Consider the following 13158-nt stretch of genomic DNA (forward strand, 5'->3'; position numbering starts at 1 on the left):
ATTGTTCTTACTTATCTATCACACCGTACAATAATTTTAGTCAATGTCGCCATTAACCTCAAGTATTGTGGGTGGGCATTATAACAAACCAATCCAAATTTGCAAGACTTTTTAAAAAAATTATGTGAGAATAATTGCAGCACCTTGGCAGTGGTACCATGCCTACCTATGACCCAGTCGCTGTTTATGGCTCAGTCGTTATGTGATAATCTGTTTAAAACTAATGATTAAAAAAACCATTTAACTAATCCTTTATAAGGATTAATAACAAGCCTGTGAGAATCTTATGTCAACCCCTGCTACCCTTGCCCCTATTTTAGTACCCAGCATGACACTGCGCCCCACTGTATTGTGTTTTTCGGGGTTAGATCCATCAGGCGGCGCAGGCTTGCAAGCGGATATTGAGTCGATTGGGCAAGCAGGGAGTCATGCAGCGATTGCCTGTACCGCAGTGACTGTTCAAAGTTCACAGCAAGTTTTTGGGTTTGAGGCATGCGAAAGTGAGCTGGTAAGGGCGCAAGCACTGGCGGTGCTCAATGATTTGCCTGTCAAAGCCATCAAGTCAGGGATGCTTGGCACGACTGATAATATTGCGATGCTCGCGCAGCTTTTCACCGATGGCAGTATTGCAACAGGTACGCCGTATGTGCTTGACCCAGTACTGGTGGCCAACAGTGGCGGTGATTTAGGTAATAAAGACACCTTGGTGGCTGCCTTTGCCCAGTTGACCCCTTTTGCGACCCTGATGACCCCCAACAGCATTGAACTGCGTGATTTGACAGGCATCGACAATCTCCACGCCGCCGCCAAAGATTTGTGCCAGCAAGGTGCCAAAGCAGTGCTAGTTAAGACTTCTCACGATAGCCAAGCCTCTGGTATCGAGCAGTATTTATACATTAATGACAACCAAACCTGCCGACTGGCATACCAAGCAATTTTGCCAAGACTGGCGGGTGAATATCATGGCTCAGGCTGCAGTCTGGCAAGTTATATCGCAGGTCGCTTGGCACTGGGTGACAAGCTTGTGACAGCGGTACAATGCGCAGATATTTGGACACAACAGGTGCTCAAAGTCGCTGACATTGTACACCCTCATGGTCAACGAATTCCTAAGCGCTTTCATTACACCTCAATGCTAGGTTAGGCAAGCTAGTATGGGCTTATTATTGGAGTGGTCGATTGTCAAGACGTTGCTATGGCAGCTAGGTGTTATCGCCCATTTTCTTATCATGCTTTGGCTAGTTGTGCGGGTTATTCAACAGCAGCGCAGCCAAAGCGTAGCAATTGCTTGGATTGCGGTGTTATTTGCCCTGCCTGTTGTTGGCATCATCGGTTATATGTTATTTGGTGAAATCAATATTGGGCACCAATACCGTAAGCGTAGTTTGATGGCGCAAAAATTACTGCGTGACTTTGCTAACGCCCAGCAGATTGATTTTAATGAAATTTCCAAAAATTTAGACACCGAAGCACGGCAACTGAGCAATATCGCCCTACTAAAAACTGGGCTTGGCGTGTATGACCATCATACGCTGACGCTGATGACAGACGCTGACCATATTTTTGCCAGTTTATTAGCCGATATCCGTGCGGCAAACACGATGATTTTGCTAGAGTTTTATATTGTGTCGCCACAAGGTCGGGTGATTGAGTTATTAGAAGCTTTAATGGAGGCTACCCAGCGCGGCGTATCCGTGCATTTGCTCGCTGATAGCGTTGGCAGTCATGCGTTTTTTCGCAGCCAGTGGGTAAACAAACTCAAAGATGCTGATATCTTTGTGCATGAGTCGTTGCCCGTGGGTTTGTTCAAAACTATTGTCAAACGTATTGATATCCGCAATCATCGTAAGCTGGCTATTTTTGATAATTGCTATGGCTATACGGGAAGTTTTAATTTAATCGACCCCGATTTTTTCAAACAAAACGAGCATGTAGGCAAATGGATTGATGTCATGATACGGGTGGAAGGTCATGATAACGTCAATTCGGTGAAAGCCATGGCACTTGTCACGACCACGGATATCAGCGCAGAAACCAACGCCAATTTTTCAAGCCTTGAAAAAATCGTTAATCGCTTTACCAAGTCGTTCTATACCCAGTCGCTGTATATTGGCACCTCAAAGCTGCATCATCGCAAATTACAAAACGTGACTAACACTAGCGAGGGGCTTAAAAAAGCTAACACTGGCGTCACCCAGCCGCCCCTGCTGAATATTTTGCCGCTGCAAAGCGACCTACAAGCTTACCCATCGGTGAGTCAAGTCAGCTTACAGCTGATTCCATCGGCGCCAGAATTAACGGGACATGTCATCTACGAAACCTTGGTGTGTGCGATTTTTGCCGCCAAAAAACAAGTGGTTATTACTACGCCTTATTTTGTGCCAGATGATGCGCTGCTGCTTGCCCTCACTACCGCTGCCAAGCGTGGGGTCAAGGTTATTTTGAATGTACCCAAAAAAGTAGATTCGCTATTGGTACGGTTTGCTTCACAGGCTTATTTTGAGCCACTGTTGTCAGCAGGGGTGCAGATTTATTTATTCAATGCAGGCTTGCTACATGCCAAGATTTTGTGCGTGGATGACGATTATTGCTTGTTTGGTACCGTCAATATGGATATGCGCAGTTTTTATCTGAATATGGAGGTGAGTATGGCAATTTATAATCGTACCATGACCCAGCAAATGCTCACTTGCCAGCATGAATACCTGCAACAAAGTGAGCCATTACAGCGCGATGGATGGCAGCAGCGTAGCTTTGGGGCAAAATTCTTGGACAACGCTATTCGCCTGTTTAGCCCACTGCTTTAAAGCTTACTCATTTAATCGTCGTTTGGGAAAGACTAGAGGGTTAATAAATAAACACCTACGGTTTGCACCAAGGTTTCTAGCAAAATAATCAAGAAAAAACCCAGCATAGGTGCCAAATCAAGCATGCCTGTGGCAGGTAAGACTTTGCGAAATGGCTGAATAATTGGCTCACTAAGCAAGGTGAGCAGTCCAAAAATTGCTGGCATTTTTTGGGTAAAAAGCATCACCCAACCCCCGATAAACGAGCCAATAATGATGTACTGAAACATTCTTAAAAAATCAATCAGCAAGGTCACAGCCGCCACAAAAAACATCATGACAGGTGAAAAATACCGCGATAGATAATCGACCATGGCTAAGTTCACCTCTGGCATATAGAAAAGCCCAATATTTTGACTATCAATGCGCATCATGCCAAGCACGCCCCAAATAAAAATCATCCGCAGCAAAAATAGCAGCACCAAACTTGCGGTATTGATTCTGCCATCGCCAAGGGTTGGGAAAATACGTCCAAACACATCGACAATGCGTGTCATACGATAAATGGGTTTGGCAAACGCATCCTTTGCAGTAATGCCAGCAAACTGCAGCATAAATCGAAAGAAAACCAGTATCATCGCCGCCGCGACGACGATATCAAACAACCCTGCCAAAAGATTAGTCATGCCCTGTGTTTATCCTTATTTGTTGCTTACACACTTGTTAACGATAAGCCGTTAAAATAGTCAATTAAAATTTGCTGTTATAGCCAAATCGAGTTATTTGCCAAACGCTTGGCTTAGCTCACGCGAGCGCTGTTCACACGCTAGCATGGCATCGGCAATAATTTGATGCATTTTTTTGTCATCCATCACTTCAATTGCCGCTTGGGTAGTCCCATTGGGCGAGGTCACTTTGCGACGCAGCTCAGCTGGCGTATCATGACTGGTCAATGCCATTTGCGCTGAGCCCAGTGCCGTTTGCATCGCTAAAGCCGTTGCTTGGGTTTGAGTCAGTCCTAATTTTTCACCCGTCGCAATCATATTTTCTAACATATAAAAGAAATACGCAGGCGCTGACCCTGAGATAGCGGTCACGGCGTGCAGTAGGTCTTCGTCATCTACCCATAACACCAGTCCTGCCGCGGACATCACTTGCTGCGCAAGTTGCCGCTGCGCCTCGCTAACCGCTGCTGTCGCGTACAAGCCTGTGGCACCCATTTGAATCATTGCAGGGGTATTTGGCATCGCTCGCACTAGTTTGACTTGCGGCCCCAACCATTCGGCTAAACTATCGGTACCAATCCCTGCGGCAATTGAAATAACCACTTGCTCGCCCCAGCTGTCTTTGACTGGTAGTAGCACATCTTTAATGACCTGCGGTTTGACGGCGAGCACGACCACATCAGCTTTTTCGATGGCGTGCTTGGTATCATCGATATTGCTCGCATTGTAAGTATTTAACCCTTTGGCTTGAAAATCCGCTAACTTCTCGGCATCGGTTTCAACCACATGCAGTAGGCTAGTTGGTTGACCTTTTGCTAATAGCCCTGCGATAAGTGCCGATGCCATATTACCGCCACCAATAAAGGCGATGTTAAGAGAAGTTGCGGTTGCCATAGATATCCTTTGTAGTCATTTTTTGTGGGGTGATGAAAGCAGTTAGAAGAAAGCAGTTAAAGGGTTCGCCCTCGCTATTATTCGCAAATAAGTCTACCATACCTACCGCAAATTTTGATGACAAATTTACAGCGTAAATTGGTGTATATGGCGCAAATTCAAGCGATCCATGCAGGTTTGATAGTCTCAGTTTATGACAGTCTTAGTCTATGATAGTCTTAAATCAATGAGATTCACTATCAAAACTGTCTGTCCAAACCAAGTGCCACGGACAAGGCGCTTGGGTAGCCAAATTCAGCTCACCGGCATCTGCCAGCCAAACACTGATATTCGGCAATAATAAAGCGAACCGTTTTGGTGTTTGAGATGCAATGAATGCCTTTTCATTGTTGTCATCCAGGATGATCACTTTGGCAAATTGTCGCTCCCAGCTAGGAATATCAAATCGTTGGCACAGTTTTTTAAACGATTGGTGAAACGATTGTGATAATAATTGAAAAGACTCATTGGGCAATACGGTTCTGCTAGCAAGCGCCAATTCTAGAGATAGCTCCTCAGACAGTCCCACAGATAATGCCACATCGGCAGCCAAATTGGCTAATACCCTGGTGTCTGATTTGCCATGTATCGCCTTCACATAATCGGCATCAAGGCGGTATAACGTATCGCGGTATTTTCTAATTTCAATCCCCTGCCACTGCAAAATCGCTTGCTGGTCTGTTTGCACTGATTGTAGTAACTGCTCAATTTGTGCAATCAATTGCCGAGTGGGGGCAAATTTTTGTGAGCCTTTGACCCAATGATGCAATAGGTTAAAGCGTCTTGCTTGGCTCAATGATTTTAGATTGGGAATATGCAAACATTGCTGATGACTTGTCCAGCCATTTGAGCGCTGACATAGCGCCAAATCTTGTTGATATTGGTCCTCGACTATACGCTGGGCTTCGGTCAGGTTTTGCTGGGTGCGGGTGATATTTTGCACTACTTTATGAAAGCGCTCATCAAGGAGTGGCAAAATCTGATTACGTAAAAAAGCGCGCTGATTAGCTACGCCAAAATTGGTAGGATCATTGACATAAGGGATATGTTGCGCCGCTACAAAGTCGCTAATCTCATCACGCGTTACCCCAAGCAACGGACGCCATAACCAAATGGGTTTGCCAAATTCGTGTTGCACCGCAAACGCCGTCATGCCTGTCAGCCCTGCCAATCCTGTCCCTTGGCATAGGTTCATCAACAAGGTTTCCACCTGATCGTTAGCGTGATGCGCCAAGGCAACAATAGCGTTTTCGCCTGCAATCTGTATGATGGCACGATAGCGGGCGGTTCTGGCTTGTTGTTCATTGGCTTGTTGTGTGCCGATTTGTTGTTCGTTGGCTTGTTGTGTGCTCGCTTGTTGTTCTTGGCTGATTGTACTATCGGCGGCATAAACTTGCTGCAATTGCCAATCGATACAAACGCTGTCATAGTCGATGCGGTGCTTGTGGCAATAGCTTTCTACGAGTTGTTGCCAGTCATCACTGATTTTTTGCAATTTATGGTTGATATGAATCACATGAATCGGTAGTTGTAGCTGCTGACAGGCGAACAGTAATGCCATCGAGTCTCGCCCGCCACTGCACGCAATATAAATTTTAGTGGCAGCCTTGGGGTGCGGGTTGATATGGGTTTGATAACTTTGTTTAATCGCTTCAATGACAGGTGACATACAGACAGATGACATAGGGATAGACGACATAGTGCTCAAGCTCATGCGGCAAGAGAAAAACAAGGGAATAAAACAAATGGGATAAAATAATGGGCGCCCCAATAAACGCCCATGGGTCATTAAAATGGGTTAAATCACTGACAATCAAGCAGAGGCTTTTGGTAAGGACACCGTAGAATTAAAACTCATCAGTTTTTCATAGCGTTGTTGCAGACGTGTTTGTTCATCAAGCTTTACCAGCAACGCTAGCTGTTGCTCAAGCGTGGCTTTAAGGTTGGTCATAGCGACATCACTGTTGATATGCGCGCCCTCGCCTTCCCCGATGACTTCATCAATCAAGCCAAGGGATTTTAAATTTGCCGCACTGAGTTTCAACGCCTCACTGGCTTGGGGCGCTTTTTCAGCCGTTTTCCATAGAATCGATGCACAACCTTCAGGCGAAATCACAGAATAAATGCTGTTTTCTAGCATATTGATACGATCCGCGACGCCAATCGCCAGGGCACCACCTGAACCCCCTTCACCGATTACCGTGGCAATCACAGGCACATTCAATGATGAAAATACCGCAATACTTTGGGCAATCGCTTGGGCTTGACCACGCTCTTCTGCTCCCACGCCAGGATATGCGCCTTGGGTATCAATAAAGGTAAACACCGGCAATTTAAACCGTTCTGCCATTTGCACGAGTCTAACTACTTTGCGGTAGCCTTCTGGGTTTGCCATACCAAAATTGTACTCAATACGCTCACGGGTGCTGCGACCGCGATGTTGACCAATTAGCATGACAGGCTGGTCATTAAACATCGCCATCCCGCCCAAAATCGCTTTGTCATCGGCATACGCGCGATCCCCTTGCAGCACATCAAATTCCGTAAACAGCTGGTTGGCATAATCCAAAAATAATGGTCGTTTTGCATGACGTGCAAGCTGTACTTTTTCCCAAACACTCATTGTCGTTATTCCCTTGTTTTATTGCGACTGTTGTCATCTCAATATCGTATGACAGACCTAAGCTCTTCACTCTATTTAAAAACTTGCTTAGCTTTTCGTTTAGCTATTTACTTAGCCATTTGCTTAGCCAATAGCTGGCTCGTAGGTGGTAATGGATAAGCTCATGCCCCACTTTTGCCAAATATCAATTTCATCTTGCAAATCTGACAGCACAAGACTTGCGTTATCATCCGCTAAATTTACCGAAACTTCCCAAGTATGGTTATCTTTAGCCGCTAGCTGAATCGGTAGCGTATCATGTTTGCTACGGCTGTGATGCACCAGTACCGCTAGGCGTAAAATCAAAGTTAAATACACCAGATTGTCACCGCCGACCATTTTGACTTCATCCAAACTATCAGGTTTTAATTTACGGCGATGGTGCATTACGAGCTGCGACAAGCGTGTTTTATCGACTTGTGAAAACCCGTCAATATCCGAATTTTCTAGCAAATAGGCACTGTGCCTGTGATAGCTACTATGGCTGATGGCAAGACCAATTTCATATAGATAGGCACCACGGCGAAGTAAATCCGCGTCTTCTTCATCAAGCCCCAAGCGATTTCTCACTTGGTCAAACAGCTGCTGCGCGGTACGTACCACACGTTTTGCTTGTTTTCTATCGACCGAATAACGCGTCATCAAGGCTTGTACACTGCGATCGCGTACATCTTCACTGGCAAAACGCCCAAGCATATCGTACATGACACCTTCACGCAGCGCACCATCTGAATAAGAGATGGTATCAATGCCCAAAACATTCATCGCTGCCAACAGCACGGCGACACCTGCAGGCAACACTGCTTTACGGGTGTCTTTAATGTCGGCAAAATCAATATTGTCGATATGCTTTGCTTTAATCAGTAATTTTTGGATTTCTTTGACACCGCTGTAGGTCACCCGAGCATTTTCATCGGCAAGTCCAAGTTGCAGCAAAATTTGATTGACCGCTTTAATCGTACCACTTGAGCCCGTGACACTGTCCCAACCCGTTTTTTGATATAATCGGCTAATACCAAGCACTTCTTTTCTCGCCGCAGCAATCGCTTTTTCAAACGCTTTTTCGGTGATAGCGCCGTCAGTAAAATAGGATTTGGTAAAGGCAACACAGCCCATCTGTAGGCTTTCGGTCAAAATCGGATCAAAGCCTTTGCCAATAATAAACTCCGTCGAACCACCGCCAATATCAATCACCAAGCGTTTATCGGTACTGGCATTGGTATGAGAAACTCCCAAATAAATTAGACGGGCTTCTTCTCGCCCCGCAATGACTTCTAAGGGTTTGGGTAAAATTAAATTGGCTTGTCGAATAAATTCATCCGCATTTTTGGCTTGGCGCAGGGCATTGGTAGCCACAATCCGTAACCGCTGTGGTGAGACAGCGTCTAGTCGTCCAACAAAACGGGTCAAACAATCCAGTCCACGCTTTTGTGCCTCAAGCGACAAATAGTTGTTTTCATCAAGTCCAGCGGCAAGCTGCACTTTTTCTGACATTGATGCTAATTTGCGTACTTCCCCATGGTCCAACCGCGCGATGGCTAGATGAAAGCTATTTGAGCCAATATCAATGGCAGCCATAAGTTCGTTGTTAGCAAGTAAGTCAGGCATATGTCACTTAGTGTCGGTTAAAGTCAATAATTCGATTAGACACCATTTTACGCATTTTCAACCCTGAGTAAAAGCCATTTTATTGCAACTGCCATTTTTGTATCCCTCCATGCCTGTCCATCGGTGAAAAAATTGGCTTTAATATTTTCTGAAAACTTCTATCGTTACAATCATTTAGATACAATTAATTAGATACCATTAATGTTTCTTATCATAACTATCAAAACAATTAACCATACCCATACCCTGTTTTGGGGTTGTGTTATGCTAAGATGACCCTATCATAATAATCACTATAAAGTAATTTGCCGTTGGGTGCCTGTTTAATAGATTTCACTATCCTATCATTGCTTCTATCACTGTTTGATTGTATCCAATATTAAGATTTTTTTATTAGGCAAAAACAAGCACTGGGCAAAAACAAGCGTTTGGGTCATTACTTAACCGTAATCCAAAACCTAACAGTTAACAACATCAACACGTAGGAGTTACTATGTCTTCAGTTATTCATGCCGATGAAGGTACTTTTGAAAAAGCAGTACTACAATCAGATACCCCAGTATTGGTCGATTTTTGGGCAACTTGGTGCGGTCCATGTAAAGCCATCGCCCCTGTATTAGACGAGCTTTCTTCAGAATATGAAGGTAAAGCGCGAATCGTTAAAATCGACGTTGACCAAAATCCAAACTTAGCCGCACAATATGGTATCCGTAGCATCCCTACCTTATTTGTGTTTAAAAACGGTGAAAAAGTGGATGCCACTATGGGTATGCAACCAAAAGCCCAGTTGACTGCCCTTATCAACAAACACTTATAATCGCTGGAGTAAGAATCACCAGCGTAGGTTAAATTGAATTTTTACATTGGTAATGGTGTCTTTTTTGATAGTTACCAATGATATTCGCCGCGATTTTGATACTTGTGAGTAAAAAAATCGCGGTTTTTTATGTCGATACATTGACAAATGAATATGTCAAGTCGTATAGTGTGTTTCACAAAATAACTATCTTATCGATATGCTTAACGTCACGTTAGCAGGCATTTACTATTATTTGGTTTAGTTGGTATTGTCTGTTTGCAACGCTTAGTTAATCATTTCAAACGTTTCTAGTTTTTCTCTTTACATTCTCTTCACCCCCTACTGTCTTAAAACGATGCAGCGCCTTTACTCGACTCACGTTTTGAGGTGGTTCAAAATTAGTTATTGATGATTTACCTATGAATTTGACTGAACTCAAAAAAAAATCGATTGCTGAATTGTTGTTGATTAGCGAGCAAATGGGTCTAGAAAACATGGCCCGTAGTCGCAAACAAGATATCATTTTTGCTATTTTAAAAACCCATGCCCGAAACGGTGAAGCTATCTATGGAGATGGCGTGCTTGAGATTTTGCCCGATGGCTTTGGTTTTTTACGATCGTCGGAAGGCTCTTATCTAGCAGGTCCCGATGATATCTATGTGAGTCCAAGTCAAATTCGCCGTTTCAATCTCAAGACGGGTGACTCCATCGCTGGTACGATTCGCCCACCCAAGGATTCTGAGCGTTATTTTGCCCTATTAAAAGTCAACGAAATCAACTTCGACACCCCAGACCGCTCTCGCCACAAACTGATTTTTGAAAACTTAACCCCTCTTTTTCCCACCCAGCAGCTTCGCTTAGAACTTGGTAATGGTACCACAGAAGACTTAACGGGCCGTATCATTGACTTGATTGCCCCGATTGGTAAAGGTCAACGCTCAATTATTGTCGCCCCACCAAAAGCGGGTAAAACCGTACTACTACAATCTATCGCGCAATCCATCACCAAAAACAACCCAGAATGTTATCTCATCGTGCTGCTCATTGACGAGCGCCCTGAAGAAGTGACCGAGATGCAGCGCACGGTGCGTGGTGAAGTGGTCGCATCGACCTTTGATGAGCCGCCAACTCGCCACGTACAAGTCGCCGAAATGGTGATTGAAAAAGCCAAACGCTTGGTTGAGCACAAACAAGACGTGGTGATTTTACTTGACTCCATCACACGCCTTGCCCGCGCCTATAATACGGTTTTGCCTTCATCGGGTAAGGTATTGACGGGTGGGGTGGATGCCAATGCCCTAGAGCGACCAAAACGCTTTTTTGGTGCCGCGCGTAATGTCGAAGAAGGCGGTAGCTTGACCATTATTTCAACCGCTTTGATTGACACAGGCAGTACCATGGATAAGGTGATTTATGAGGAGTTTAAGGGGACAGGTAACCAAGAAATTACCCTTGAGCGTGAAATTGCCGAAAAACGGGTATTCCCTGCCATCAATATCAAAAAATCGGGCACTCGCCGCGAAGAGCGGTTGATGGATGAGGCGATGCTACGCAAAGTATGGATTCTGCGCAAACTGCTACACCCCATGGATGAACTACAAGCCACTGAGTTTTTGCTAGAAAAACTTAAAGACTCAAAAACCAATGATGAATTCTTTGAGCAAATGACGCGTAAAGATAAATCTTAATTGTCTTAACTCATAATCACGTTAACTTAGCTGACTTATAAAAATAAAAAAGCTCAACCTTGTGTTGAGCTTTTTGTTGGCATCTTTTTTATTGGCGTGCTTTGGGCTTACATCGCACCGCTACTTAAATTGCACCACTAAAAGTATCGCATTGGTTGATATCACCCGATTTTAGACCGCGTGAAAACCACGTCATACGTTGTTGACTGGTACCATGGGTGAAACTATCAGGCACCGCTGCTCGACCACTGGCTTGAGCTAAACGGTCATCACCGATTTGCTGTGCCGCATTAATCGCTTCTTCAATATCGCCTTGCTCTAAGAATTGAACACGTTGTTGGTTACGGTTTGCCCAAACACCGGCAAAACAGTCCGCTTGTAGTTCTTGACGCACTGATAAATTGTTGGCTTGTGCTTCAGTGGCACGGCGACTGGCTTCATCCACTTTTTGGCTAATACCTAACTGATTTTGTACATGGTGACCCACCTCGTGAGCAATCACATACGCCTGTGCAAAGTCACCCGCTTTACCTTGATTTTGTGCATCACCTGAGCCATTTTGGTCACCTGTAATACCCAATTTTTGGCGCATTTCTTGGAAAAAACTGGTATCAAGATAGACGCGTTGGTCAGCAGGACAATAGAAAGGACCTGTGGCTGAAGAAGCGTTACCACAACCCGAACGTACCATACCATTAAATAACACCAACTTAGGCTGTTGGTATTGCATATTGTGTTCACTAAAAATTTGACCCCACACTTCTTCTGTGTCTTTTAACACCACTGAGACAAATTTTTGGTCGCGGTCAGCCGTTTGCTGGTCAAGGGTTTGTTGTCCACTACTATTTCCACCTGTGATTGCAGAACCTGTTTGCATGGCAGTCATGGGATTCATACCAAACACTAGCCATAAAATCAACCCAATGATAATACTACCGATACCACCGCCTACAGCTTTACCGCCGCTGACCAATACATTCGAACTACCGTCACGATCTTCCCACTTCATACCAATACCTCCTTAAATACTGTCTTACTTTTATAATATGCTCATATAGTTTGCTTATTGTGGCATTGTAGCATTTTGCCTAAAAATTACTGTGTGAAATCGTAGTTTTATACAGATTTTTGACAATAAACCCTAACAATATGCAACTAATGTAACTTATTATTACCTATCTAAAGTCTGATAAACCTGATTAAAATTAACCATTTATTGCGATAAAAAATTATTTTTTAGGTATTGTTTAATCCACTACTGCAAATAGAAAAAATTTTGTAAATTTACAAAAATAAAGATATCCTTCATGGATTTTTATGCGTATAATACGTCATTTTCTGCGAAAAGCTAGAAAAAGATATCTTTTTCGTACAATATTAATAGGTTCAAAAAGTTGTACTTGTGGTTACGGTGTTATTTTGTTACAACCTTTTATCAGATTTATTATATTTTTTTATACGAAAGTTATTTTATCTTGACTAAGTTTCAGCTACAATATTGCCAGTTTCATGTCCCGTGTGTCTTTAATTCTAAATAAACTTTTTATTTAGAGTATCGTCGAGTGAATACGGGGTTATTTTCTTTAGGAGAACACGTAATGAACGTTAAATTAATCGCTGTATCAAGTTTAGTTGCTGCATCTTTAGCTATGACTGCATGTAGCAAAAAAGAAGAAGCTGCACCAGCTGCTGCCTCTACCACTGCTTCAACTACAGTTGCTTCATCAACTACTACCACTGTTGAAGCTTCTGCACCAGCAGTAACTGCATCTGCTGCAACTGTTAACGCTTCTACTGTTGTAGTAGAAACTGCATCTGCTGCTGCACCAGCTTCAGCTGCTGCTGACGCTGCTAACAAAGTTGCTGATGCTGCCGCTTCTGCTGCTGCAACTGTTGCTGACGCTTCTGCATCTGCTGCAAAATAATCAGTTTTTTAAACTGAACAAAAAGGAAACCC

The 13158-nt window shown here is 43.8% G+C and carries 11 protein-coding genes; 5 read left to right on the top strand and 6 right to left on the bottom strand.

The genetic code is table 11. The features are described from left to right. The first annotated feature begins 334 nt into the window (after window positions 1–334). Both LAJ61_RS03640 and LAJ61_RS03645 read left to right on the top strand, forming a co-directional pair. A complete protein-coding gene (locus LAJ61_RS03640; RefSeq protein ID WP_224054795.1) occupies window positions 335–1144 on the top strand; it encodes a hydroxymethylpyrimidine/phosphomethylpyrimidine kinase in 810 nt (269 codons plus the stop codon). A 10-nt stretch (window positions 1145–1154) separates the two neighbouring features. Next, window positions 1155–2807, top strand: a complete 1653-nt coding sequence (locus LAJ61_RS03645; protein ID WP_224054507.1) for a phospholipase D-like domain-containing protein — start codon at window positions 1155–1157, stop codon at window positions 2805–2807. Between the two features lie 32 nt (window positions 2808–2839). On the opposite strand, the gene LAJ61_RS03650 is transcribed toward LAJ61_RS03645, so the two are convergent. From LAJ61_RS03650 to LAJ61_RS03670, 5 genes are all read right to left on the bottom strand, one after another. Beyond that, window positions 2840–3472: a YggT family protein gene (locus tag LAJ61_RS03650; protein WP_224054508.1), complete on the bottom strand. Its 633-nt coding sequence runs from the start codon at window positions 3470–3472 to the stop codon at window positions 2840–2842. Between the two features lie 93 nt (window positions 3473–3565). Further along, a complete protein-coding gene (proC, locus tag LAJ61_RS03655; protein WP_224054509.1) occupies window positions 3566–4405 on the bottom strand; it encodes a pyrroline-5-carboxylate reductase in 840 nt (279 codons plus the stop codon). Between the two features lie 223 nt (window positions 4406–4628). Beyond that, on the bottom strand, window positions 4629–6143 hold the full coding sequence (tilS, locus tag LAJ61_RS03660; protein WP_224054510.1) for a tRNA lysidine(34) synthetase TilS: 1515 nt from the start codon (window positions 6141–6143) through the stop codon (window positions 4629–4631). Between the two features lie 114 nt (window positions 6144–6257). Beyond that, window positions 6258–7067 (bottom strand): acetyl-CoA carboxylase carboxyltransferase subunit alpha, encoded by an 810-nt coding sequence (locus LAJ61_RS03665; protein WP_224054511.1) that lies wholly within the window; start codon window positions 7065–7067, stop codon window positions 6258–6260. Window positions 7068–7190: 123 nt separating this feature from the next. Beyond that, window positions 7191–8714, bottom strand: coding sequence for a Ppx/GppA phosphatase family protein (locus tag LAJ61_RS03670; protein ID WP_007117152.1), 1524 nt, complete (start codon window positions 8712–8714; stop codon window positions 7191–7193). Between the two features lie 493 nt (window positions 8715–9207). Here LAJ61_RS03670 and trxA point away from each other — a divergent pair, with 493 nt between their 5' ends. Both trxA and rho read left to right on the top strand, forming a co-directional pair. Beyond that, entirely contained in the window at window positions 9208–9531 is a 324-nt protein-coding gene (gene trxA / locus LAJ61_RS03675) for a thioredoxin (protein ID WP_144918732.1), read from the top strand. Between the two features lie 401 nt (window positions 9532–9932). Beyond that, window positions 9933–11201 (top strand): transcription termination factor Rho, encoded by a 1269-nt coding sequence (gene rho, locus LAJ61_RS03680; RefSeq protein ID WP_144918731.1) that lies wholly within the window; start codon window positions 9933–9935, stop codon window positions 11199–11201. A 124-nt stretch (window positions 11202–11325) separates the two neighbouring features. Here rho and ypfJ read toward each other — a convergent pair whose 3' ends face one another. Then, on the bottom strand, window positions 11326–12210 hold the full coding sequence (gene ypfJ, locus LAJ61_RS03685) for a KPN_02809 family neutral zinc metallopeptidase (protein ID WP_224054512.1): 885 nt from the start codon (window positions 12208–12210) through the stop codon (window positions 11326–11328). A gap of 589 nt (window positions 12211–12799) precedes the next feature. Here ypfJ and LAJ61_RS03690 point away from each other — a divergent pair. Then, window positions 12800–13126, top strand: a complete 327-nt coding sequence (locus LAJ61_RS03690; protein WP_224054513.1) for a hypothetical protein — start codon at window positions 12800–12802, stop codon at window positions 13124–13126. Window positions 13127–13158: the final 32 nt, after the last annotated feature.

This window comes from Faucicola osloensis, from assembly GCF_020041925.1.
GTDB lineage: Bacteria > Pseudomonadota > Gammaproteobacteria > Pseudomonadales > Moraxellaceae > Faucicola > Faucicola osloensis_D.

Bases quoted from the DNA above. Each gene is read 5' to 3' on its own strand.
- trxA (WP_144918732.1), top strand. From the start codon at position 9,208: ATGTCTTCAGTTATTCATGCCGATGAAGGTACTTTTGAAAAAGCAGTA.
- tilS (WP_224054510.1), bottom strand. From the start codon at position 6,143: ATGTCGTCTATCCCTATGTCATCTGTCTGTATGTCACCTGTCATTGAA.
- LAJ61_RS03665 (WP_224054511.1), bottom strand. From the start codon at position 7,067: ATGAGTGTTTGGGAAAAAGTACAGCTTGCACGTCATGCAAAACGACCA.
- rho (WP_144918731.1), top strand. From the start codon at position 9,933: ATGAATTTGACTGAACTCAAAAAAAAATCGATTGCTGAATTGTTGTTG.
- LAJ61_RS03645 (WP_224054507.1), top strand. From the start codon at position 1,155: ATGGGCTTATTATTGGAGTGGTCGATTGTCAAGACGTTGCTATGGCAG.
- LAJ61_RS03650 (WP_224054508.1), bottom strand. From the start codon at position 3,472: ATGACTAATCTTTTGGCAGGGTTGTTTGATATCGTCGTCGCGGCGGCG.
- LAJ61_RS03670 (WP_007117152.1), bottom strand. From the start codon at position 8,714: ATGCCTGACTTACTTGCTAACAACGAACTTATGGCTGCCATTGATATT.
- proC (WP_224054509.1), bottom strand. From the start codon at position 4,405: ATGGCAACCGCAACTTCTCTTAACATCGCCTTTATTGGTGGCGGTAAT.
- LAJ61_RS03690 (WP_224054513.1), top strand. From the start codon at position 12,800: ATGAACGTTAAATTAATCGCTGTATCAAGTTTAGTTGCTGCATCTTTA.
- ypfJ (WP_224054512.1), bottom strand. From the start codon at position 12,210: ATGAAGTGGGAAGATCGTGACGGTAGTTCGAATGTATTGGTCAGCGGC.